We start from the raw sequence: 20,584 nt of genomic DNA, 5'->3' as shown, positions 1-20,584 counted from the left end.
ACTTCAACGAACGCGGGATCATGCTCACCAACACCCCCGACGTCCTCACCGAAAGCACCGCCGACCTGGCCTTTGCCCTGCTGATGAGCAGCGCACGCCGTGTGGCCGAGCTGGACGCCTGGACCAAAGCCGGCCAGTGGAAAGCCAGCGTCGGCGCGCCGTTGTTCGGTTGCGATGTGCATGGCAAGACGCTGGGCATCGTCGGCATGGGCAACATCGGCGCGGCCGTGGCCCGACGTGGACGGTTGGGTTTCAATATGCCGATCCTCTACAGCGGCAACAGCCGCAAGCCGGCGCTGGAGCAGGAACTGGGCGCGCAATTGCGTAGCCTGGATGAACTGCTGGCCGAGGCGGATTTCGTCTGCCTGGTGGTGCCGTTGAGCGACAAGACCCGTCACCTGATCAGCGCCCGCGAGCTGGGGCTGATGAAGTCCAGCGCGATCCTGATCAACATTTCTCGTGGCCCGGTGGTCGACGAACCGGCGCTGATCGACGCCCTGCAAAGCCAGCGCATCCGTGGCGCGGGGCTGGATGTGTATGAACAGGAGCCGTTGGCCGAGTCACCGCTGTTCCAGCTGAGCAACGCCGTGACCCTGCCGCACATCGGCTCGGCCACCCACGAAACCCGTGAAGCCATGGCCAACCGCGCCCTCGACAACCTGCGCAGCGCGCTGCTGGGCCAGCGTCCGCAGGACCTGGTGAACCCGCAGGTGTGGAAGGGCTGACCCATACCCCTTTTGGAATGGGGCTTGTGTGGGAGCCGGCTTGCCTGCGATAGCATCACCCCGGTGCAACTGAAAGACCGAGGTGCCTGCATCGCAGGCAAGCCAGCTCCCACACACACCCATCCCGACACAAAATCCGGTTAAAGCCTGGCCTCCCCAAGTCGATAACCCTCTATAGATCGTCATCCCTGATCCACAGAAGGTTTTTATGTCCACCACCAAAGCCCGCGCAGACTCACTCTCGCTTCTGCTCTTTACCTTGCGCAGTGGCAAGCTGATGGCGATCAACCTGCTGAAAGTCAGCGAAATCATCCCATGCCCGCCGCTGACCAAGCTGCCGGAGTCCCACCCGCACGTCAAAGGCATCGCCACCCTGCGCGGTAACTCGCTGGCGGTGATCGACCTGAGCCGCGCCCTGGGGGAAATGCCGCTGGCAGACCCGGACGGCGGCTGCCTGATCGTCACCGATGTGAGCCGCTCCAAGCAGGGTTTGCATGTGCAGGCGGTGAGCAAGATCGTGCATTGCCTGACCACCGACATCCGCCCGCCGCCCTATGGCTCCGGCGGTAACCGCGCGTTTATTACCGGGGTCACCCAGGTAGAAGGCGGCCTGGTGCAGGTGCTGGATATCGAAAAAGTCATCCACGGCATCGCGCCGGCACCGATTGAAGCGGCGCCGACCGACCTGACCATGGAAGAGGCCGAAGTGCTCGGCAACGCGCGCATCCTGGTGGTGGACGACAGCCAGGTCGCCCTGCAACAGTCCGTGCACACCCTGCGCAACCTCGGCCTCACCTGCCACACCGCGCGCAGCGCCAAGGAAGCCATCGACGTGCTGCTGGAACTGCAAGGCACCGCCGAGCAGATCAACGTGGTGGTGTCGGACATCGAGATGTCGGAAATGGACGGCTACGCCCTCACCCGCACCTTGCGCGAAACCCCCGACTTCCAGCACCTTTATGTGTTGCTGCACACCTCCTTGGACAGCGCGATGAACAGCGAAAAGGCACGACTGGCGGGTGCCGACTCGGTACTGACCAAATTCTCGTCGCCTGAGCTGACCAAGTGCCTGGTGATCGCCGCCCAGACCGTGGCACAGAAAGGCCTGTAACCGGTGACCGAGTATTACCAGCTGTTGCGCCGCGACCTCACCGGCAGCCTGCCCGCCCCCCAGTGGCCGGCCGGTACGCAGTTGGATCATTACCGCGACGACCTGGCCCCGGCGATTCATGCCGTGTTGCGCCTCGCTCAGGACCAGGGCGGCGGTCGTGTGCCCAACCTGGAAACCTGGCAGCAGCGGTTCACCACCGATGCCGAGTTCGACCCCACACTGTGCCTGGTAGCGAGCAACGACGAAGGCGTTCTCGCCGTGGCGCAGTGCTGGACCAGCGCCTTCATCAAGCACCTCTGCGTTCACCCCTGCGCCCAGGGCCAGGGATTGGGCCGCGCGTTGCTGCTGCACAGCTTCCAGGCGTTCAAGCAGCGCGGCGAGCCCTATGTGGACCTTAAGGTGCGGGAGAGCAACCTGCGTGCCCGGCAGTTGTATGAAAGCGCGGGCATGCGATTTGTCCTGCGCGATGCAGTGCCCGAGGGCTGACAGGCACTGGCGTATAACTTGCTTCCAGAGAGCTGAAACGGTGAACAGAGGTAAAAACCCGTCACTGTTCCTGCGTGCCCTCTGACCTAGCCTGGTGACAGATCCGCCATGAATACTCGATTTTCCTGCGTCGGTTGCGGCAAATGCTGCACCGACCATCACGTGCCCCTGACCCTCGACGAGGCCCGCCAGTGGGCGGCGGACGGCGGCAATGTCATCGTTCTGGCGGAGGGTTTCCTGGGCAATGGCCTGGGCCTGCCCGAGCAGCAACGCGAACATGCCGAACGCCGTTCGGTGGTCGTGCCCAGTGGCACTACCGAAGCGTTTGTGGCAATCACCTTTGCCGCCTACAACGCCGGACGCTGCCGGAATCTTGACGAAGACAACCTGTGCCGCATCTATGAGCGTCGGCCGTTGGTGTGCCGCATCTACCCGATGGAGATCAACCCGCATATCCCGCTGAACCCCGCCGCCAAGGATTGCCCGCCGGAATCCTGGGAGCAGGGCCCGGCGCTGATCGTCGGCGGTGAGTTGATGGACCAGGAATTGGCGCAGTTGATCCAACGCTCACGCCAGGCCGACCGCGATGACGTGCAGACCAAAGAGGCGGTGTGCGCCCTGCTGGGCATTCGCACCACGGCGCTCAAGGGTGATGGGTTTACCGCTTACCTGCCGGACATGGGCCTGTTTGCCCAGGCGATTGAGCTGGCGCTGGCTCAACCGTCCGTGGCCAATGAGTGGGTGTTCCATGTATCGGGGATGGACATTGCCGAACAGGTGCTGGATGCCGGGGCGCAGATTGCGACCGAGGTGCCGGCCAACTATGCGTTTATCCCTCTGCGGGCGGCGTAGGGCTGACTGGCCGCTTCGCGAGCACATCGAGCCATCACGGCACCTCCAGACGATAAGGCGCAAGGATCCGCTGGTACTCACCATTGTGTTTAAGCTGTTCGAGGGCGCGGTTAAGTTCGGCACGCAACGCCGTATCGGTGGTGCGCAGCCCGATTGCCACGCCGTGGCCCAGCAACTCGGCGGAAACGGCGGGGCCGAGGAAGTCGAAATCCTGGCCCGCCGGGGTGTCGAGCAACGCGTCGCGGATTTCCACGGTGCCCTGCAGGGTCGCATCGATGTCGCCTGCCACCAGGCTGCGGACCAGTTCGTCGTTGAGCCAGAAGCGCTTGATGATCACGCCCTTGGGCGCCCATTGCGACCGGGCAAAGGCTTCGCGATTACTCCCCAGCAATACGCCGACGCGCTTGCCCTTGAGCGACGCTGGCGTCGGCATCAGCCCGGAGGATCGGCGCGCGACCAGGCGCGTGGTGAAGGGATAGAGGTTATCGGTGAAGCTCACCCAGCGCTGACGCTGAGGCGTGGGGGCAATGCCGATGATTGCATCGAATTGCAGGGCATCAAGGTCTTTGAAGTTTTCGACCAGCACCTGGTCGACCCAGGTACAGCGCACATTCAGTTGCTGGCAAAGGGCGTTGCCCAGCTCGATATTCAGACCGACCAACTGCCCTTGCGGGTTGCGGCTCTGGAAGGGGGGAAAGTGCGCGGCAACGGCAAAGCGGATTTCGCGCCGAGGTTGATCAATGCCAGCAACGGCATCGACCGCGAGCAACAGGACAAGCGCTACACAGAGGTGTATCGGGGCCACAGGAAACGTCCTTTTCCGGAAAGAGCGCCCTTGACTCCGCCCCGGTAAAAAATCGGAGCAGAGCGCAAGCTGTGCAAGCTTTCAAGAAACGATCGCAGGCCCACAAGCAGAAATATCAACGGACGCTGTAGGCAACATCCTGCAAATATTACAGCCGATTATTCTTAACGTTTACCCATGGAACGGCGAGTTCCCGGTGGCGCCATGCCCGGGCTCTTGGTATGGCCGTTCTTGGCGCCGTTCTTGTACCAGGGCTGGGCGGCATTTTTGGCCCCGGCCAGTTCACCCGGCTTGAAGGGAAACTTGAACGCCGGGATCTCGGTTTTTTCAACGCCGTCGGCGCTGGCCGGATCGACGAGGTCGGTCGCTTCAACAGGGGGTTGTGTCGGGGAAGTCATGAAAGCTCCGGAGCGTGCAAAAAATGACGCGGGACCGGCTTGCGGGCCTCGCTGGCGCGCAGTATACCTGCCCGCCTTGGATCTTTAACCACCGCCTGTACGAATGGTCGACCTTTACTGACAGCGCTGTCAGTTAGCAGTCACTTTGCTGACCGGGTTGACGGGCTATAAAGGCTCCACTTTCCTCCAATCCTTTGCCCTGGCGCCTCACCCCATGCAAATTCAACGAAAAACCGCCCTGATCGTGGGTGTCCTCGTGGTGTTGGCGATTGCAGCCTGGGCATTGACCCGCCCGGCCAAGAGCAAACTGGCGGCGCCCACTGCGATTCCGGTGCGGGTGGTGAGCGTGGCGCAGCAGGATGTTCCGCGTTTTGTCAGTGGGATCGGCACCGTGTTGTCCTTGCACAGCGTGGTCATACGCCCGCAAGTGGACGGCATTCTCACCCAATTGCTGGTCAAGGAAGGCCAACGGGTCAAGGCCGGCGACCTGCTGGCGAGCATCGATGACCGTTCGATCCGTGCCAGCCTCGACCAGGCCAAGGCGCAACTGGGCGAGAGCCAGGCCCAGTTGCAGGTGGCGCTGGTCAACCTCAAGCGCTACAAGGCGTTGAGCGTCGACGATGGCGTGTCCAAGCAGACCTATGACCAGCAACAAGCCCTGGTCAACCAGCTCAAGGCCACCGTCCAAGGCAACCAGGCCGCGATCGATTCGGCTCAAGTGCAACTGTCCTACACCCAGATTCGCTCGCCGGTCAGCGGTCGCGTGGGTATTCGCACCGTGGACGAAGGTAACTTCCTGCGCACCAGCGATACCCAGGGCCTGTTCTCGGTCACCCAGATCGACCCGATTGCCGTCGAGTTCTCCCTGCCGCAGCAGATGCTGCCCACCCTGCAAGGCCTGATCGCGGCGCCCACAAAGGCCAGCGTCGATGCCTATATGGGCGCCGACACCGACGGCCAGACCGGCGACCTGCTCGGCGAAGGCCACTTGAGCCTGATCGACAACCAGATCAGTTCCACCACCGGCACCCTGCGTGCCAAGGCTGAATTCAGCAACGCCTCGCAACGCCTGTGGCCGGGGCAATTGGTGACCATCAAGATTCAGACCGCCCTCGACAAAAACGCGCTGGTGGTGCCGTCGACGGTGGTGCAACGCGGCCTGGATTCGCACTTTGTGTACCGGGTCAACGGTGACAAGGTCGACGTGGTGCCGGTGCAGGTCACCTACCAAGACAGCGACGTGAACATCATCAAGGGTGTGCAGGCCGGCGATGTGCTGGTCAGTGACGGCCAGTCGCGGCTCAAGGCCGGGGCCCAGGTGGAGGTGCTCAAGGAGCCGCCGCAGGTGATCCAGACCGTCGACGCCAAGGTGCAGCCATGAGCGGCAGCCGCTCGCCGTCGGCCTGGTGCGTCGACCACCCGGTCGCCACCCTGCTGCTGACCTTCGCCCTGGTGCTGCTCGGGATGATTGCCTTCCCGCGCCTGGCCATCGCCCCACTGCCGGAAGCGGAATTTCCGACGATCCAGGTCAGCGCCACCCTGCCCGGCGCCAGCCCGGACACCATGGCCTCATCCGTGGCCACGCCGTTGGAGGTGCAATTCAGCGCCATCCCCGGCATGACCCAGATGACCTCCAGCAGCGCCTTGGGCTCCAGCCTCCTGACCCTGCAATTTACCCTCAACAAGAGCATCGACACCGCCGCGCAAGAAGTGCAGGCGGCGATCAATACTGCGTCCGGCAAGCTGCCCAGCGATATGCCGAGCCTGCCGACCTGGAAGAAGGTCAACCCGGCGGACAGCCCGGTGCTGATCCTCAGCGTCAGTTCCGACAGCATGCCCAGTACCGAGCTGAGCGACTACGTGGAAACCCTGCTGGCCCGGCAGATCAGCCAGATCGACGGCGTCGGCCAGATCAACATCACCGGCCAACAACGCCCGGCGATCCGCGTACAGGCCTCCCCCGACAAACTGGCTGCCATCGGCTTGACCCTGGCCGATATCCGCCTGGCCATCCAGCAATCGAGCCTCAACCTGGCCAAGGGCGCGATCTACGGCGAAAACAGCGTGTCGACCCTGTCGACCAACGACCAGTTGTTCCTCCCCGAGGATTACGCGCAGTTGATTGTGTCCTACAAGGATGGCGCGCCGGTTCAACTGCGCGATATCGCCAAGGTCATCAACGGTTCGGAAAACGCCTACGTGCAGGCCTGGTCCGGCGACACGCCGGGGGTCAACCTGGTGATCTCGCGCCAGCCCGGCGCGAATATCGTCGAGACCGTGGACCGTATTCAAGCCGAGCTGCCGCGCCTGCAAGGCATGCTGCCGGCCTCGGTGCAGGTCAGCGTGTTGACCGACCGCACCAAGACCATTCGCGCATCGCTGCATGAAGTCGAAGTGACCCTGCTGATCGCGATCCTGCTGGTGGTGGCGGTGATGGCGCTGTTCCTGCGCCAGTTGTCGGCGACGCTGATTGTGTCCAGCGTGCTCGGTGTGTCACTGGCGGCCAGCTTTGCCCTGATGTACCTGATGGGTTTCAGCCTGAACAACCTGACCCTGGTGGCGATCGTGATCTCCGTAGGGTTTGTGGTGGACGATGCGATCGTTGTGGTGGAGAACATTCACCGTCACTTGGAAGCCGGGCTGGGCCAACGCGAAGCGGCGATCAAGGGCGCCGGCGAGATTGGTTTTACCGTGGTGTCCATCAGCTTCTCGCTGGTGGCGGCGTTTATCCCGCTGCTGTTCATGGGGGGTGTGGTCGGGCGCTTGTTCAAGGAATTTGCGCTGACCGCCACCTCGACCATCCTGATTTCGGTGGTGGTCTCGCTGACGCTGGCACCGACATTGGCCGCGCTCTTCATGCGTGCGCCGACCCACACCGCCCACGACAAACCCGGCTTCAGCGAGCGCCTGCTGGCCGGTTACGCGCGCAACCTGCGCCGTGCCCTGGCCCATCAACGCAGCATGGCGGCGATCTTCCTGGTGACCCTGGCCCTGGCCGTGGTTGGCTACGTGTTCATCCCCAAGGGTTTCTTCCCGGTGCAAGACACCGGTTTTGTGCTCGGCACCAGCGAAGCGGCGGCCGATGTGTCGTACCCCGACATGGTCGCCAAGCACAAGGCGCTGGCCGAGATCGTCAAGGACGACCCGGCGGTGCAAGCGTTTTCTCACTCGGTGGGCGTGACCGGCAGCAACCAGACCATCGCCAACGGCCGCTTCTGGATCGCGCTGAAGGATCGCGGTGATCGCGATGTGTCCGCCAGCCAGTTTATCGACCGCATCCGGCCGAAACTGGCCAAGGTGCCGGGCATCGTGCTGTACCTGCGCGCCGGCCAGGACATCAACTTGAGTTCCGGCCCCAGCCGCGCCCAGTACCAATACGTGCTCAAGAGCAACGACGGCCCGACGCTGAACACCTGGACCCAGCGCCTCACCGAAAAACTGCGCGCCAACCCGGCGTTTCGCGACCTGTCCAACGACCTGCAACTGGGCGGCAGCATCACCCACATCAGCATCGACCGTCAGGCCGCCGCACGTTTCGGCCTGACCGCCACCGATGTCGACCAGGCGCTGTACGACGCCTTCGGCCAACGGCAGATCAACGAATTCCAGACCGAGATCAACCAGTACCAGGTGGTGCTGGAACTGGACACTCAACAACGCGGCAAAGCCGAAAGCCTGAATTACTTCTACCTGCGTTCGCCGCTGACCAACGAGATGGTGCCGCTGTCGGCACTGGCCAAGGTCGATCCACCGACGGTAGGGCCCTTGTCCATCAGCCATGACGGCATGTTCCCGGCGGCCAACCTGTCGTTCAACCTGGCGCCCGGCGTGGCGCTGGGCGATGCGGTGATCATGCTCAACCAGGCCAAGAACGAAATCGGCATGCCCACCACCATCATCGGCAACTTCCAGGGCGCGGCCCAGGCGTTCCAGAGTTCGTTGGCCAGCCAGCCGTGGCTGATCTTGGCGGCGCTGGTGGCGGTCTACATCATCCTCGGTGTGCTGTATGAGAGTTTTGTGCACCCGCTGACGATCATTTCCACCTTGCCATCTGCTGGGTTGGGCGCACTGATCATGCTGTCGCTGATGGGCCAGGACTTTTCAATCATGGCGCTGATCGGCCTGGTGCTGCTGATCGGGATCGTCAAGAAGAACGGCATCCTGATGATCGACTTTGCCCTGGACGCCCAGCGCGTCAGGGGCCTGTCGCCGGAGGATGCGATCTATGAAGCCTGCGTCACGCGGTTCCGGCCGATCATCATGACCACCCTCGCCGCCCTGCTCGGCGCCGTGCCGCTGATGCTCGGCGCCGGCCCCGGCGCGGAAATGCGCCAGCCGCTGGGTATCGCGGTCGTCGGCGGACTGCTGGTGAGCCAGGCGCTGACGCTGTTCACTACGCCGGTCATATACTTGTACCTGGAGAAGTTTTTCCACCGGCCCACACCGACGCCTGCGTTGGCAACCACAGATTGAGGCCCGGCCCTGGAGCAAAAAGGCTCATGCGCGTCCTGATTATTGAAGATGAAGAAAAAACCGCAGACTACCTGCATCGCGGCCTGACGGAGCAAGGCTATACGGTCGATGTGGCCCGTGAAGGCGTCGAAGGCCTGCACCTGGCCCTGGAAAACGATTACGCGGTGATCGTGCTCGACGTGATGCTGCCCGGCCTCGATGGCTTTGGCGTACTGCGCGCCTTGCGTGCGCGCAAGCAGACGCCGGTGATCATGCTCACCGCCCGCGAGCGCGTCGAAGACCGTATCCGTGGTTTGCGCGAAGGCGCCGACGATTACCTGGGCAAGCCGTTTTCCTTCCTGGAGCTGGTGGCACGCCTGCAGGCCCTGACCCGCCGCAGCGGCGGTCATGAGCCGGTGCAGGTGACGGTCGCCGATTTGTGGATCGACCTGATCAGCCGCAAGGCCAGCCGTAATGGCGTGCGCCTGGACCTCACCGCCAAGGAGTTCTCGCTGCTCAGCGTGTTGGCGCGGCGCCAGGGCGAGATCCTGTCCAAGACCGCGATTGCGGAAATGGTCTGGGACATCAACTTCGACAGCGACGCCAACGTGGTGGAAGTCGCGATCAAGCGCCTGCGCGCCAAGCTCGACGGGCCATTCGAACAGAAACTGCTGCACACCATCCGTGGCATGGGGTATGTGCTGGAGAGTCGCCTGGTGGAGACTCCAAGTGGTGGCTAACTCAATTGCCCTGCGCCTGAGCGGCATGTTCACCCTGGTGGCGCTGCTGATCTTCCTGTTGATCGGCGGCGTGTTGTATCAGCAGGTGGACCGGGGCCTGGGCTTGTTGCCGGGGGCCGAGTTGGATGCCCGTTACAGCGTGCTCGAATCCTCGGTGAATCGCTTCGGCACACCGGACCATTGGCAGAAGATCAAGGCCAAGCTCAAGCTGTTAGGTGAGGAAGACAAGCGCATTCGTTTCTGGGTGGTGAGCAGCGACCCGACCTACGAATACGGAGAGCCCGATGCGCAGATCCGCGCCTTCGCCGAAGGACAAACCGGCAAGCGCGACTTGCATCTGCCGGGCTACAAACATCCGTTCAAGGCACTGGTGAGCCAGTTCCCGGCCAAGGATCAACGCCCGCCGCTGCGCTTTATGATCGCCATCGACACTGAGAACTTCCGCGCCACCCAGCACCATCTGTTGGTGGCGTTGATCAGCCTGGCACTGGTGGGCGTGGTGCTGGCCTCGCTGCTGGGGTTCTGGGTGGCGCGCATCGGTCTCAAGCCGCTGATCAAGCTGTCGGAGGAAGCCCGCAAACTCGCCCCGCCGAAACTCTCCGGGCGCCTGCAGCTGTCGCCGCTGCCACCGGAGTTGAACCAGTTCGTCAACTCGTTCAACGCCACCCTCGACCGCGTGGAGCAGGCCTATTCGCGCCTGGAATCCTTCAACGCCGACGTGGCCCACGAACTGCGTTCGCCGCTGACCAATCTCATCGGCCAGACCCAGGTCGCGCTGACCCGCGGGCGCTCGGCCGAGCATTACTTCGAGGTGCTGCAATCGAACCTCGAAGAGCTGGAGCGCCTGCGTTCGATCATCAACGATATGCTGTTCCTCGCCAGCGCCGACCAGGGCAGCAAGGCCACCAAACTGATCGAAAGCTCCCTGGCCGACGAAGTGGCGACCACCCTCGACTACCTGGACTTCATCCTCGAAGACGCCCAGGTGCAGGTACAGGTGCATGGCGATGCCCAGGTGCAGATCGAAAAGGCCCACCTGCGCCGTGCGCTGATCAACCTGCTGAGCAACGCGGTGCAGCACACCGAGCCGGGGCAAGTCATCGTGGTGAACATCGAAGTGCAGGAACATCAGGTGGCAGTCGGTGTGACCAACCCCGGCGATGTGATTGCCAGCGAACACCTGCCGCGCCTGTTCGAGCGCTTTTATCGGGTGGACGCGTCGCGCAGCAACAGCGGCGCCAACCATGGCCTGGGGCTGGCCATCGTCAAGGCAATTGCCTTGATGCACGGCGGTGATGTGTTCGTGCGCAGCGACAGTCGTGGCAATACCTTTGGCATCACCCTGCCAACCTAATTCCTGAAACCACCACGACCCACTGTGGGAGGTGGCTTGCTCCCGATAGCGATAGATCAGCCAGAACATCGGTGACTGACACACCGTCATCGGGAGCAAGCCCCCGCCCACACTGGGATCGCAGTGCACCCGTCATCGAGGCCGCCGTCCCAACTGTTGCGGTTTGGGCAACAGTCATTATCTTGTTACACTCTGTACCGTACCGCTCGCCTGCGTTAAGTTGACGCATCGATGAGCGCGACGGCAAAGGCAGCCTCCCGCTTACCCGAATTTCCCTCGACTTATTTCCAGGGCTCTACACTGGGAATCTGTCTTAAAGCCGCTGACTTCAGCGGCTTTTTTTTGCCGTAAAAAAGGCCAGGCATCCCCCCACGACATTGGCCGTTTCCGTTTGACCAAAGGAGCTACACCGGTGAAGAACTCGCTGACGTTCACCCCGTTATTCCTCGCGATTGCAGCAACGATCGTCCCTCTTGCCCACGCGGCAGACACCACCCCCGCCGACGGTTTCGTCGAAGGCGCCCACCTCAAGATCAACACCCGTAACTACTACATGAACCGCGACCGTCGCGACATCCACACCGATGACAGCAAGGAATGGGGCCAGGGTTTCATCGGCCTCTTCGAATCCGGCTACACCCAGGGCACCGTCGGTTTCGGCCTGGACGCCCATGCCATGCTCGGCCTCAAGCTCGATGGCGGTGGCGGCACAGACGGTTCCAGCATCCTTCCGTACGGCAGCGGCAACGGTAAGGCGCCCGGCTCGTTCTCGACGGCGGGCGGCACCTTGAAAATGCGCGCGTTCGATACCGAGTTGAGGGCCGGCGACCTGTTCCTCAATAACCCGGTGATCGCCGGCGGCGCGACCCGCATGTTGCCGCAGACCTTCCGTGGCGTGAGCCTGACCAACCACAGCCTCGACGGCTGGATGTTCGAAGGCGGCCAAGCCAGCTTCACCAAGCTCTACAACCAGAGCGGCCACCGTCGTATCGGCACCAGCTACGGCGCGCTGCCCAACACAGCTGACAGCCAGCATATGAACTGGGCCGGTGTGTCGTTCAGCGGTATCGACGGGTTGACCAGCAACCTCTATGCCTCCGAGCTCAAGGACGTGTGGAACCAGTACTACTACGACCTGGACTACACCTATGTGGTCAACGAGATGATCAGTCTCAACCCCGGTCTGCACTACTACCACACCCAGGACACCGGGCAGTCGCTGCTGGGTGATATCGACAACAACACCTACAGCCTGCACTTCACCGTGGACGTCGGCCACCACAGCGTCACCGCCGCGTACCAGCGGGTCAACGGCAACACGCCGTTCGACTACATCGCGCAAGGTGACAGCGTGTACCTGGACAACTCCCAGCAATATTCGGACTTCAACGGCCCCAATGAGCGTTCGTGGAAACTCAAGTACGCCTATAACTTCGGCGGTTTAGGCCTGCCCGGCCTGACCTCGGCGGTGTCCTATATCAGCGGCAAGACCGACCTGACCAAGGTCGACCCGCAAAGCCGTGGCTACAGCGCCTGGTACAGCGCCGAAGGCAAGGACGCCAAGCATTGGGAGCGGGATATCGACCTGAAATACGTGGTACAGGGGGGCAAGGCCAAAGACCTGGCGGTGCGCCTGCAATGGGCGGTCAACCGCGGCAGCAACGGCTACTCGGCGGTGGATCGGGACGTGGATGAGTACCGGGTGATCGTCGACTATCCGATCAACGTGTTTTAAGGCGTAATCTTTCTTTTTAACCACCCATTTAATTTTCATCGGGTAGAACTAAACTGCCAGCATCCACACCGCTGAAGTCTGCCCGATGAGTCAACGCCGTGTTCGTACCGCACCTGCACACCCCGAGCTCCTGTTGATTCTGGGCAGTGGCCTCACTGTTGTTCTGATTGTGATCATTGTCGCGGCGTTACTGATCCGCGAACACGCCAGCACCCTGCAGGCCGCTACCCGCTCAACCACCAACATTGCCCAACTGATCAATGCCGATGTGCTGCGTAACGTCGAGCTGTACGACTTGGCGCTCAATGGATTGATTGCAGCCACCCAGCGCGAGGACTTATCGCAAGTCGCCGCCAATATCCAGCACTTGGTCCAGTTTGACTTATCCACAGCGGCGCCCTTCAAGGGCGAAGTCCTGTTGCTGGACGCCAATGGCAATGTGATCGCGGACTCCTCCACGCTGCGGCCTTCAGCCCGTAATTTTTCCAATCGCGATTATTTCCAGGCGCATACCCAGGACGCGAACGTCGGCCTGTTTATCAGCCGCCCGTTCAAGATCCATTGCGACTGCGACCAGGTCTGGCGCATGGCATTCAGTCGCCGGGTGTCGGGACCCAATGGCGAATTCGCCGGGGTCGCGGTCGCGACGATGCGCCTGGCGTATTTCGACCAGCTCTTCAACACCCTCACGATCGGCAACGGCAGCAGCGTTAACCTGCTGAACAAAAAAGGCATTCTGCTGGCGCAGCAGCCACTGCTTGAACGCGACATGATCGACAAGGACCTGAGCACGCGGCCCAATTTCAAGAGAATGCTGCATGAGGGCATCGGCAGCTTCCAGGCCATCTCAGCCATCAGCGGCAAGGAGCGCTTGTACACCTTCACGACTGTCGGAGAACTGCCGCTGATCGTGGTAGTGGCACTGTCCAGCGAGGACGTGTTCGCTCCCTGGAAACGCGCCGCACTGCTGACCAGTGGCGCCACCGGTTTTCTGTGTATGGGTTTGTTGTGGTTGACCTGGATGCTGCGCCGGGAACTGCGGCGTCGTTTTCGCGCTGAACGCGTCCTGTCAGAACTGGCAGCCACCGACGCGCTGACCGGCCTGGCCAACCGGCGCGTGCTGGATGAACGCCTACGCCTGGAGTGGGACCGCGCTCAGCGCTCAACTGACCCCCTGACGGTGTTGATGATCGACGTGGACCACTTCAAGGCCTTCAACGACCGCCATGGCCATCAGGGCGGTGATGAGGCGCTGCGTACGGTGGCGCAGGTCATCGGCGCCAACATCCGCCGCCCTGCCGACCTGGCGGCACGCTATGGCGGTGAGGAGTTTGCGGTGGTGCTTCCCTTGACCGATACCCGGGGCGCATGGGTGATTGCCGAACATATCCGCAGCGCTGTCGAACACTTGCCGCGGGTAACGGGGAGCGAGCGGCCGATTACGGTGAGCATCGGCATGAGCACCTGGGATAAACGCAGTCGCCTATCGCTGGAGGCGTTACTGTTGAGTGCGGACCAAGCGTTGTACGAGGCCAAGCACACAGGGCGTAATCGGATTGTGGATGCCAGCACCCTGTAACACCTGCGCCTGCCAGGTAAGTGCATCGCATCACGAACGCCGCGCCCCGCACGCCGTCAACTGTTGGCCTATGTCTTGTCATCCTTTCTGACGGCCGCCTCCATATAGTTGTCCGAGAAAAAATGCCTGGCGACTTTTATCTCTGGACGATAGAAGCCATTAACAAGCTTATTCATTTCCACTTCTCCCGTAGATTCAAGCATACGATGGTTTGATGCCGGTGAAAGCTTCCGAAAATCCTGAACAAGCGATAAGCCAATACCCGCGCTCATGTCCCCCCTTGAAAAAACAGTCTCAAATGGATTAATTTTTCGCTTTGAGATCCGGGCGTATTCGTCACCGCTCAAGCCGTCTATATGTCGATCCAAATTTGGCGTCTGTGCAAAACGCATTTCAACCAAACTTAACCACGCTGAATCCTTGAACGCAGACGCGTCAAATCCGAAACGAAACGTGGTACCACCAAAACGGCTACTTGGCTTCTTGGGTTCGACGCCTGCCTCCAAGGCAAAAAATACAAAGTCATCATTACCCAATAGCTTTATATCTTCCTGAGGTGAATTATCAGTATTAAAAATAATACTTCGATCAATCAGCTTTTGACGCGAAAACAATGCAATGTTGCCATCCTCACGTTTTACCGGAGCGGCCGTACTATGGGTCGCATACAGAGGCACATTAAAAAACTCGGTGAGAAATTTACTTTCCTGTGCGGACAGCACCCCCAGTTCGTTATAAAGTGTTTTGAGGTTATTCCTTGAAAGTTTATCAATGTGGTCTTTCTCAGCGCTGGCCGGCGCGCCCCTCCATAGCGAACCGTTGTGAATCATCCGCTCATGAGACTTTCCACTGATGAATCCCCGAATCGCCTTCACAATCTGTCGAGCAGCAACATCCTTGTCTACCGTGGAACCGCTACCTGATGAACCAGGTAGTGAACCACCCAATCGGCCAGTGGCATCATCAATAGTTACTCGGCGCTTTACACCATTACTTTCCAAAACACCGACTGCCGATGCGTCAGGGAAGGTGGGAAAGGTGTCATGGGAATTGGTCGGGCTGATACTAGGCATAATGACCTCTGCTCAGGCTCTTCGCACACTGATAAGCGGGAGGCGACAGGCCGATAAGCACCTGACGTGATCGGGTGGCAAACCGGTGGGAACACTCCAGCACCCATTCAATCAGCTCATTTAGTTTCGCAATGAGCTGTGAGAGAGACAGATCGTGATCGGCGATATGACTCATCGCGACCATTGCACCTGACAGATAATTTAGCCCGACGACAGCCGTATCCTTATTCAAGTATTCAAATTGGGATTCAAACAGAAACTTATGCCAATCCAGAACCTCCGTGTCACTCATCGAGTGATCCGAGAGTTCACAAAGAATTGTCATGCTCTTTCTGACTCGATTATCATAAATTGCCAGCTTGAGCCCCTCAACTCTCAACTGGCAAGCGCGGGAAGCATCAAACTTCAGCCCGGGCAGACCGAGCTTCAGACCGAACGAGTGCAAGATAGCGTCTTCTTTACTCATGTTCGAACACTCCCGGCATAACCGACGAAGTTCATATCGAACAATCTGCCAAGCTCTAAAATCATAAACATAAACATCACTCCGAAATTCGTGGAAACCACAATTCAGAGCATCCATGCTTCACATCGAAAAACAGTACGACAGCACTACATTACTCAGACAGCTTGAATAAAGAAAACCAGCTAACTATTGCAAAAAAATTCAACACCTGGCGACCGGAACATAAACCCCTACCCGACCACAAATACATTTCCACCTCGACGCTCCATCGCCGCCCGGATAAATACAAGGCACTGAAATTCAAGCAAAAAAAAAGGCCACCCGAAGGTGGCCTTTCAAAACTAAAGAAAGAGAGTTGTTACTTACACCGCCGCAACGGGACGCATGTAAGAGATCGGTGCGGTGCTGGCATCTTCGAAGGTCACGACTTCCCAAGCGTCTGTCTGCTCAATCAACTTGCGCAGCAGCTGGTTGTTAAGGGCGTGGCCCGACTTGAAGCCTTTGAACTCGCCTATCAGGCTATTGCCCAGCAGGTAGAGGTCACCGATTGCATCGAGGATCTTGTGCTTCACGAACTCGTCTTCGTAGCGAAGGCCGTCTTCGTTCAGTACACCATCCGCGTCGACCACAATGGCGTTTTCAACGCTGCCGCCGAGTGCGAGGTTGTGCTTGCGCAGGTACTCGATGTCACTCATGAAACCAAAGGTACGGGCGCGGCTGACTTCTTTTACGAACGAAGTGCTGGAAAAATCCACGCTTGCACTTTGGGTGCGGTCACGGAATACCGGGTGATCGAAATCGATCTCAAAGCTCACTTTAAAGCCTTCGAACGGGACGAAGGTGGCGCGCTTGTCGCCGTCTTCTACTGTCACTTCCCGCAGAATGCGAATGAACTTCTTGGCTGCGTCCTGTTCTTCCAGGCCGGCAGATTGAATCAAGAATACGAAGGGTCCAGCGCTGCCATCCATGATCGGGACTTCGGACGCGGAGAGCTCGACGTAGGCGTTATCGATGCCCAAACCGGCCATGGCCGAGAGCAAGTGCTCCACCGTGTCCACCTTGACGTCACCGTTGACCAATGTGGTCGACATCGTGGTTTCGCCAACGTTTTCCGCGCGAGCAGGTATCTGCACCACAGGGTCCAGGTCGGCACGCACAAACACGATGCCGGTGTCGACAGGTGCAGGCTTGAGGGTCAGGTATACCTTCTCCCCGGAGTGCAGACCTACACCTGTGGCACGAATAATATTCTTCAGAGTGCGTTGTTTAATCATGGCTTGGACCGCTTCAGCGCAAATTGCGAACTGGTATCAACAAAGGCTGGCGATAATAGCAGACCAGACCTTTGCTGAACACCAATCACCTTCATAGCCCTGATACATTCCATTAATCGGCCTGACGACGCAGGAATGCCGGGATGTCCAGGTAGTCCAGATCATCTTGCGGATTCGGGCTACGGGACGCCGCAGCACCGGCCTGAGCCTGGTTGCGCATCACGGTCGGACGGTCCAGGTCACGGTAGTTCACCGACGGCAGTTCCTGGCGCGAAGGCGCTGGAGCGGCAGCCGATTGGCTGGCGTGGCTGGCTTGGCTGTTATGCAGGGTGTTGTCGATAACCTTCACAGGCTTCTCGATTTTGGCACCCAGGCCGGTCGCAACCACAGTCACGTGCAGTTCATCGCGCATGTCCGGATCGATCACGGTACCGACTTTGACCATCGCGTGCTCGGAAGCGAAGGCTTCGATGATGCTACCCACGTCGGAGTACTCACCCAGGGACAGGTCAGGACCGGCGGTGATATTCACCAGGATGCCGCGTGCACCTTGCAGGTTCACGTCTTCCAGCAACGGGTTGCGGATAGCCGCTTCAGTGGCTTCACGTGCACGGTTCGGACCGCTGGCGCAGCCAGTGCCCATCATCGCCATGCCCATTTCGCTCATCACGGTACGTACGTCGGCAAAGTCGACGTTGATCATGCCTGGGCGCTTGATGATGTCGGAGATACCGCGAACGGCACCGGCCAGTACATCGTCAGCCTTGGCGAACGCGGACAGCAGGCTTGCGTCCTTGCCCAGGATAGTCAGCAGCTTCTCGTTAGGAATGGTGATCAACGAGTCGACGCTTTCAGACAGCAGACGGATGCCTTCGTCGGCGATCTGCATGCGCTTGCGACCTTCGAACGGGAACGGACGAGTCACCACAGCGACCGTCAGGATGCCCATTTCCTTGGCCACTTCGGCAATGATCGGCGCCGCACCGGTACCGGTACCGCCGCCCATGCCCGTGGTGATGAACACCATGTTGGTGCCTTGCAGCACTTCCGCAATACGCTCACGGTCTTCCAGGGCGGCTTGACGGCCGACTTCCGGATTGGCGCCAGCGCCGAGGCCCTTGGTCACGGCTGTGCCCAATTGCAGGATGGTCCGCGCGCCGATGCTTTTCAGCGCCTGGGCATCAGTGTTGGCGCAGATGAATTCAACGCCTTCAATGTTGCTCTTGACCATATGGTTGACAGCGTTGCCGCCGCCACCACCAACACCAATCACTTTGATGACCGGGCTGGCGGGGATGTTGTCTACGAGTTCGAACATGTTCCCTCTCCTTTCGTTTTCTCTAGTTTTTTCGCCTACTGCTTACTGCGGTGTTGCGGTAAATCGTTAGAAATTGCCCTTGACCCAAGCCTGCAGCCGCTCGAACAACGGCGCTTTCGCCTCGTCGTCGCTGCGGTAGCTGTCACGGTTGCTCGGGCCCGACAGGGAAATGCCGTCGGTCTGCTTTTGCAGCCCGTACAACAGCAAGCCCACACCGGTGGAATAAATCGGGTTGCGCACCACGTCGCCCAGGCCTTTGACGCCATGGGGTACGCCCAGGCGAACCGGCATGTGGAAGATTTCCTCGGCCAGTTCGACCGCGCCTTCCATCTTCGAGGTACCACCGGTCAGCACGATGCCGGCCGGGATCAAATCTTCGTAGCCGCTGCGGCGCAGTTCAGCCTGGATCAGGGTGAACAGCTCGTCGTAACGCGGCTCGACCACTTCAGCCAGAGCCTGGCGCGACAGTTCGCGCGGTGGACGGTCGCCCACGCTTGGCACCTTGATGGTCTCGCCGGCACCGGCCAGCTTGGCCAGGGCGCAGGCGTAGCGGATCTTGATTTCTTCGGCGTACTGGGTCGGCGTACGCAGCGCCATGGCGATGTCGTTGGTGACCTGGTCGCCGGCAATCGGGATCACGGCGGTGTGACGGATCGCACCCTCGGTGAAGATCGCGATGTCGGTGGTGCCGCCGCCGATGTCGACCAGGCAGACGCCCAGCTCTTTTTCGTCGTCGGTCAGTACCGAGTAAGCCGAGGCCAACTGCTCAAGAATGATGTCGTCGATTTCCAGGCCGCAGCGGCGCACGCATTTTTCAATGTTCTGTGCAGCGTTGACGGCGCAGGTCACCACGTGAACCTTGGCTTCCAGACGTACGCCCGACATGCCCAGGGGCTCGCGAACGCCTTCCTGGTTATCGATCACGTAGTCCTGCGGCAGGGTGTGCAGCACGCGCTGGTCAGCCGGGATCGCCACGGCCTGGGCAGCGTCGAGGACGCGCTCAAGGTCGGCCGAGCTGACTTCGCGGTCGCGGATCGCCACGATGCCGTGGGAGTTCAGGCTACGGATATGATTGCCGGCCACGCCGACGAACGCCGAGTGAATCCGGCAACCCGCCATCAGCTGCGCTTCTTCGATGGCGCGCTGGATCGATTGCACGGTGGACTCGATGTTCACCACCACGCCCTTCTTCAGGCCCCGGGACGGATGCGTGCCAATACCGACGATTTCGATGACGCCGTCTTCCCCGACCTCGCCCACCAGCGCCACCACCTTGGAGGTGCCGATATCGAGACCGACGATCATTTTGCCGCTTTGCACGTTTGCCATGGGTCCTGCCTCTTCTTAATTCTTCGCGACAGCGGGTTGCGCTGCCGTGGGCGCAGCCGGTTCACGCCAGCCGACGGCAAGGCCGTTGGCGTAACGCAGGTCGACGCTCGCAATGTTCGTAATCTGTTCTTTCAAGGTCTTGTCATAGATGGCAATGAAGCGGCGCATCTTTTCCACCAAGCGGTCGCGTCCCAGCAACAACTGGATGCCCGGGCCGGAACTGCCTGCCCCGGTCGTCAAAAACCAGCTGCCCCGTTCACGCAGTTCCAGGCGTGCAATGGAGAAGCCCAGTGGCCGCAGCATCTGGCTCAAGGCCTGGTACTGCTGCATCACTTGCTGCTGCGCCCGCTGCGGCCCGAACAGCTGCGGCAGGTGCTCGTAATTGGCCAGCTCACGCGGGGTGAATGCCTGGCCCTGGTTGTTCAACAACGCCTCGTCACCCCAACGGGCCACGGGCAGTTGTTCTTCCAGGCGGATCGTCACCTGGTCCGGCCACACGCGGCGGACCTCGGCATGGGCGATCCACGGCATCTGTTCCAACTCGGCGCGCATACCCGCCAGGTCGATGGTAAAGAAGCTCGCCGCCAGGTACGGGCCGATGCGCTGCTGTACCGCTTGCTGACTGATGTAACTCAGGTCGCCCTGTACGCTGATCTTGGTGATCGGCCGGTCGGCGTACGGCAATAGACGCTGTGCGCCCTCGTAAGTGCCGAAGCCCAACACCACCAGCAGCACCGGCCAGAACAGCGCCTTGAGGAAACCAAAATTGGCTTTCGGCAGGCGCGCCGACATCGGCTCTTTAGCCACCATTCGGCTGGCACCCCGTGGCACCGGCTTGCGGCTCGGTGCTTGTGGGGGCTGATGACGAAGCGATGCGCCTTTCATGT

General features: G+C 60.5%; 18 protein-coding genes. 10 read left to right on the top strand and 8 right to left on the bottom strand.

The features are described 5' to 3' along the window. The 4 genes from AC3ZU9_RS24815 to AC3ZU9_RS24800 form a co-directional block, all read left to right on the top strand. Nucleotides 1–725, top strand: a 725-nt coding sequence (locus tag AC3ZU9_RS24815; RefSeq protein WP_490091478.1) for a 2-hydroxyacid dehydrogenase, incomplete at its 5' end; no start/stop codon positions are given. A gap of 208 nt (nt 726–933) precedes the next feature. Then, the gene (locus AC3ZU9_RS24810; protein WP_012722313.1) at nt 934–1,836 is read left to right on the top strand and encodes a chemotaxis protein CheV; all 903 of its coding nucleotides are present in this window, start codon (nt 934–936) and stop codon (nt 1,834–1,836) included. Between the two features lie 3 nt (nt 1,837–1,839). Beyond that, nucleotides 1,840–2,322, top strand: a complete 483-nt coding sequence (locus tag AC3ZU9_RS24805) for a GNAT family N-acetyltransferase (protein WP_012722312.1) — start codon at nt 1,840–1,842, stop codon at nt 2,320–2,322. A gap of 108 nt (nt 2,323–2,430) precedes the next feature. Then, entirely contained in the window at nt 2,431–3,174 is a 744-nt protein-coding gene (locus AC3ZU9_RS24800; RefSeq protein ID WP_012722311.1) for a YkgJ family cysteine cluster protein, read from the top strand. 34 nt (nt 3,175–3,208) lie between these two features. Here AC3ZU9_RS24800 and AC3ZU9_RS24795 read toward each other — a convergent pair whose 3' ends face one another. Both AC3ZU9_RS24795 and AC3ZU9_RS24790 read right to left on the bottom strand, forming a co-directional pair. Further along, complete coding sequence (locus AC3ZU9_RS24795) at nt 3,209–3,979, bottom strand: ABC transporter substrate-binding protein (protein WP_046034344.1); 771 nt, start codon at nt 3,977–3,979, stop codon at nt 3,209–3,211. Nucleotides 3,980–4,143: 164 nt separating this feature from the next. Beyond that, on the bottom strand, nt 4,144–4,377 hold the full coding sequence (locus AC3ZU9_RS24790) for a hypothetical protein (protein WP_012722309.1): 234 nt from the start codon (nt 4,375–4,377) through the stop codon (nt 4,144–4,146). Nucleotides 4,378–4,591: 214 nt separating this feature from the next. Between AC3ZU9_RS24790 and AC3ZU9_RS24785 the strand changes: the two genes are divergently transcribed. From AC3ZU9_RS24785 to AC3ZU9_RS24760, 6 genes are all read left to right on the top strand, one after another. Then, nucleotides 4,592–5,758, top strand: coding sequence for an efflux RND transporter periplasmic adaptor subunit (locus AC3ZU9_RS24785; protein WP_046034343.1), 1,167 nt, complete (start codon nt 4,592–4,594; stop codon nt 5,756–5,758). Next, nucleotides 5,755–8,850, top strand: a complete 3,096-nt coding sequence (locus AC3ZU9_RS24780) for a multidrug efflux RND transporter permease subunit (RefSeq protein WP_490091477.1) — start codon at nt 5,755–5,757, stop codon at nt 8,848–8,850. Before AC3ZU9_RS24785 ends, AC3ZU9_RS24780 begins: the two co-directional genes overlap by 4 nt. Nucleotides 8,851–8,876: 26 nt before the next feature. Then, nucleotides 8,877–9,569, top strand: a complete 693-nt coding sequence (locus AC3ZU9_RS24775; protein WP_012722306.1) for a heavy metal response regulator transcription factor — start codon at nt 8,877–8,879, stop codon at nt 9,567–9,569. Beyond that, nucleotides 9,559–10,923 carry a heavy metal sensor histidine kinase gene (locus tag AC3ZU9_RS24770; RefSeq protein WP_490091476.1) on the top strand — a complete coding sequence of 455 codons (1,365 nt, stop codon included), beginning with the start codon at nt 9,559–9,561 and terminating at the stop codon, nt 10,921–10,923. Before AC3ZU9_RS24775 ends, AC3ZU9_RS24770 begins: the two co-directional genes overlap by 11 nt. Before the next feature lie 412 nt (nt 10,924–11,335). Continuing rightward, the gene (locus AC3ZU9_RS24765; protein WP_490091475.1) at nt 11,336–12,658 is read left to right on the top strand and encodes an OprD family porin; all 1,323 of its coding nucleotides are present in this window, start codon (nt 11,336–11,338) and stop codon (nt 12,656–12,658) included. 85 nt (nt 12,659–12,743) lie between these two features. Beyond that, nucleotides 12,744–14,237, top strand: coding sequence for a sensor domain-containing diguanylate cyclase (locus AC3ZU9_RS24760; RefSeq protein ID WP_093542144.1), 1,494 nt, complete (start codon nt 12,744–12,746; stop codon nt 14,235–14,237). Nucleotides 14,238–14,305: 68 nt separating this feature from the next. Here the strand turns inward: AC3ZU9_RS24760 and AC3ZU9_RS24755 are convergent, their stop codons facing one another. The 6 genes from AC3ZU9_RS24755 to AC3ZU9_RS24730 all read right to left on the bottom strand — a co-directional run bounded on the left by AC3ZU9_RS24755 (nt 14,306) and on the right by AC3ZU9_RS24730 (nt 20,582). Next, nucleotides 14,306–15,310, bottom strand: a complete 1,005-nt coding sequence (locus AC3ZU9_RS24755; RefSeq protein WP_490091474.1) for a hypothetical protein — start codon at nt 15,308–15,310, stop codon at nt 14,306–14,308. Continuing rightward, nucleotides 15,303–15,776 carry a CesT family type III secretion system chaperone gene (locus tag AC3ZU9_RS24750; RefSeq protein ID WP_320400245.1) on the bottom strand — a complete coding sequence of 158 codons (474 nt, stop codon included), beginning with the start codon at nt 15,774–15,776 and terminating at the stop codon, nt 15,303–15,305. Before AC3ZU9_RS24750 ends, AC3ZU9_RS24755 begins: the two co-directional genes overlap by 8 nt. A 362-nt stretch (nt 15,777–16,138) precedes the next feature. Beyond that, nucleotides 16,139–17,050, bottom strand: coding sequence for a UDP-3-O-acyl-N-acetylglucosamine deacetylase (lpxC, locus tag AC3ZU9_RS24745; protein ID WP_003171886.1), 912 nt, complete (start codon nt 17,048–17,050; stop codon nt 16,139–16,141). A gap of 112 nt (nt 17,051–17,162) precedes the next feature. Next, nucleotides 17,163–18,368 carry a cell division protein FtsZ gene (gene ftsZ / locus AC3ZU9_RS24740; RefSeq protein ID WP_012722300.1) on the bottom strand — a complete coding sequence of 402 codons (1,206 nt, stop codon included), beginning with the start codon at nt 18,366–18,368 and terminating at the stop codon, nt 17,163–17,165. A 66-nt stretch (nt 18,369–18,434) separates the two neighbouring features. Further along, the gene (gene ftsA, locus AC3ZU9_RS24735) at nt 18,435–19,697 is read right to left on the bottom strand and encodes a cell division protein FtsA (protein WP_010213031.1); all 1,263 of its coding nucleotides are present in this window, start codon (nt 19,695–19,697) and stop codon (nt 18,435–18,437) included. A 15-nt stretch (nt 19,698–19,712) separates the two neighbouring features. After that, on the bottom strand, nt 19,713–20,582 hold the full coding sequence (locus AC3ZU9_RS24730; RefSeq protein WP_046034338.1) for a cell division protein FtsQ/DivIB: 870 nt from the start codon (nt 20,580–20,582) through the stop codon (nt 19,713–19,715). Nucleotides 20,583–20,584: the final 2 nt, after the last annotated feature.

It is taken from the genome of Pseudomonas sp. A39, assembly GCF_058145955.1.
Note: the sequence above shows the minus strand (reverse complement) of the source record. Positions and strands in the feature narration are given on the sequence as shown.

Bases quoted from the DNA above. Each gene is read 5' to 3' on its own strand.
- AC3ZU9_RS24810 (WP_012722313.1), top strand. From the start codon at position 934: ATGTCCACCACCAAAGCCCGCGCAGACTCACTCTCGCTTCTGCTCTTT.
- AC3ZU9_RS24800 (WP_012722311.1), top strand. From the start codon at position 2,431: ATGAATACTCGATTTTCCTGCGTCGGTTGCGGCAAATGCTGCACCGAC.
- AC3ZU9_RS24790 (WP_012722309.1), bottom strand. From the start codon at position 4,377: ATGACTTCCCCGACACAACCCCCTGTTGAAGCGACCGACCTCGTCGAT.
- AC3ZU9_RS24785 (WP_046034343.1), top strand. From the start codon at position 4,592: ATGCAAATTCAACGAAAAACCGCCCTGATCGTGGGTGTCCTCGTGGTG.
- AC3ZU9_RS24780 (WP_490091477.1), top strand. From the start codon at position 5,755: ATGAGCGGCAGCCGCTCGCCGTCGGCCTGGTGCGTCGACCACCCGGTC.
- AC3ZU9_RS24775 (WP_012722306.1), top strand. From the start codon at position 8,877: ATGCGCGTCCTGATTATTGAAGATGAAGAAAAAACCGCAGACTACCTG.
- AC3ZU9_RS24760 (WP_093542144.1), top strand. From the start codon at position 12,744: ATGAGTCAACGCCGTGTTCGTACCGCACCTGCACACCCCGAGCTCCTG.
- AC3ZU9_RS24755 (WP_490091474.1), bottom strand. From the start codon at position 15,310: ATGCCTAGTATCAGCCCGACCAATTCCCATGACACCTTTCCCACCTTC.
- AC3ZU9_RS24750 (WP_320400245.1), bottom strand. From the start codon at position 15,776: ATGAGTAAAGAAGACGCTATCTTGCACTCGTTCGGTCTGAAGCTCGGT.
- lpxC (WP_003171886.1), bottom strand. From the start codon at position 17,050: ATGATTAAACAACGCACTCTGAAGAATATTATTCGTGCCACAGGTGTA.
- ftsZ (WP_012722300.1), bottom strand. From the start codon at position 18,368: ATGTTCGAACTCGTAGACAACATCCCCGCCAGCCCGGTCATCAAAGTG.
- ftsA (WP_010213031.1), bottom strand. From the start codon at position 19,697: ATGGCAAACGTGCAAAGCGGCAAAATGATCGTCGGTCTCGATATCGGC.
- AC3ZU9_RS24730 (WP_046034338.1), bottom strand. From the start codon at position 20,582: ATGAAAGGCGCATCGCTTCGTCATCAGCCCCCACAAGCACCGAGCCGC.